This is a genomic window from Pseudomonas sp. Sample_9 (assembly GCF_004307535.1).
GTDB lineage: Bacteria > Pseudomonadota > Gammaproteobacteria > Pseudomonadales > Pseudomonadaceae > Aquipseudomonas > Aquipseudomonas mercuritolerans.
In genome coordinates this window covers 23,345-25,550 of the sequence record NZ_RAZO01000321.1, presented here as the reverse complement: position 1 = coordinate 25,550, position 2,206 = coordinate 23,345, and the positions used below count along the sequence as shown (strand labels likewise).

The window sequence follows — 2,206 nt, the reverse complement described above, 5'->3', positions numbered from 1 at the left end:
TCCAGCGGCTCGCCGCCGAGGCGTTGATGCGCCGCCGTCACCGAACCTTCGCCACCTTCCAGGCGCAGGTACAGGCTCCGGCCATCGTGGCACGCGGCGCTGATCGGCAGCGGTTGCTGGCCCCATTCGGCAAGTTTGCTCAAGGCCCGAGCGCAGTCGATATCAAGGCGAATGCTCAGGCACTGGCGCGGTTTCGGCAGGACTTTCAGCGACACTTCGGTTAGCACGCCGAGGCAACCGAAACTGCCGGCCATCAGCCGCGACAGGTCATAGCCGGCGACGTTTTTCATCACTTCGCCACCGAAGCGCAGATGTTGACCGAGGCCGGTGATCACCCGCGTGCCGAGAACGAAGTCGCGTACCGAGCCGGACCACGGCCGGCGTGGCCCGGACAACCCTGCGGCGACCATGCCGCCGACCGTGGCGCTGTCGGCAAAGGATGGCGGTTCGCAGGGCAACATTTGCCCGGCGTCATCCACCGCCGCGAGCAGCTCGGACAACGGCGTACCGGCGCGCACCGTGACCACCAGCTCCGTCGGGTCGTACTGAACGATGCCGCGATGAGCACGGGTGTCGAGCACTTCGCCGGCCACCTCGCGGCCGAGAAAGGCCTTGCTGTTGCCGCCCTGAATCTTCAGCGGCGTGGCATTGGCCCGCGCGGCGTTGACCTGATCGAGCAGGGCGTTGGCGGCATCGAAATCAGCCATCAGAATCGCTCCAGCTCGGGGAAGGGCAGTTGCCCGGCGTGAATGTGCATCGCGCCGAATTCGGCGCAGCGATGCAGGGTCGGAATGTTCTTGCCAGGATTGAGCAAACCCTGCGGATCGAACGCGGCTTTCACCGCATGAAACAGCAATAACTCGTCGTTGTTGAACTGCGCGCACATCTGATTGATTTTCTCGCGACCGACGCCGTGCTCGCCAGTGATGCTGCCGCCGACCTTCACGCACAGTTCGAGGATCTTGCCGCCCAGTGCCTCGGCGCGATGCAGCTCCCCCGGCTGGTTGGCATCAAACAGGATCAGCGGATGCATGTTGCCGTCGCCGGCATGGAACACGTTGGCCACGCGCAAGCCATATTCTTCGCCAAGACGCGAGATGCCTTGCAGCACAGCGGGCAATTCGCGGCGCGGGATGGTGCCGTCCATGCAGTAATAATCGGGCGACAATCGACCTATCGCCGGAAACGCATTTTTGCGCCCGGCCCAGAAACGCACGCGCTCGGCTTCGTCCTGGGCCTGGCGCACCTCGGTGGCGCCGGCCGCTGTCATGACTTCCCGTACGCGCTGGCAATCGTCGTGCACGTCGGCTTCGACACCGTCGAGTTCGCACAGCAGAATCGCCTCGGCGTCGACCGGATAGCCGGCGTGGATGAAGTCTTCGGCGGCGCGGATGGCCAGGTTGTCCATCATTTCCAGACCACCCGGAATGATCCCGGCAGCGATGATTTCGGCAACCGCGTGGCCGGCCTTTTCCACTGAGTCGAAACTGCCGAGCAGGACCTTGGCGACTTGCGGTTTGGGCAATAACTTCACCGTGACTTCGGTGATGATCCCCAGCAGGCCTTCGGAGCCGGTGAACAAGGCGAGCAGGTCAAAACCGGCTGAATCAAGCGCCTCGGAGCCCAGCGTAAGACGTTCGCCCTCGATGGTCAGCACTTCGATTTTCAGCACGTTGTGCACGGTCAGGCCGTACTTGAGGCAATGCACGCCGCCAGCGTTTTCCGCGACGTTACCGCCGATCGAACAGGCGATCTGCGATGACGGATCCGGCGCGTAATACAGGCCGAATGGGGCCGCCGCCTGGGAGATAGCAAGATTGCGCACCCCCGGCTGAACCCGCGCGATACGTGCAGCGGGGTCGATGTGCAGGATGCTGTTGAACCGCGCCATCACCAGCAACAGGCCCTTTTCCAGTGGCAGGGCGCCGCCGGACAATCCCGTACCGGCACCCCGCGCGACCACGGGCACGTTGTTCTGATGGCAGAGTTTCAGCAGGGTTTGCACTTGCTCCAGACGCCGGGGCAGGGCCACCAGCATTGGCGTGGTGCGGTAGGCGGAGAGGCCGTCGCATTCGTAGGGTTTGAGTTCATCTTCGCGCCAGAGGATGTCCAGGTCCGGCAGGGCGTGTTGCAGAGCCTTGAGCAATTCGCCCTTGTTCACCTCGGGCAACGGACCGTCGAGGCGTTCGTCGTAAAGGATGTTCAT

At 63.6% G+C, this 2,206-nt stretch carries 2 protein-coding genes; both read right to left on the bottom strand.

The features are described 5' to 3' along the window. A partial coding sequence (glcE, locus tag D6877_RS18010) for a glycolate oxidase subunit GlcE (RefSeq protein ID WP_130911650.1) occupies positions 1–707 on the bottom strand: 707 nt, incomplete at its 3' end. Continuing rightward, positions 707–2,206: glycolate oxidase subunit GlcD (gene glcD, locus D6877_RS18005; RefSeq protein WP_130911646.1), on the bottom strand; the 1,500-nt coding region annotated here is incomplete at its 5' end. The genes glcE and glcD, both read right to left, overlap by 1 nt.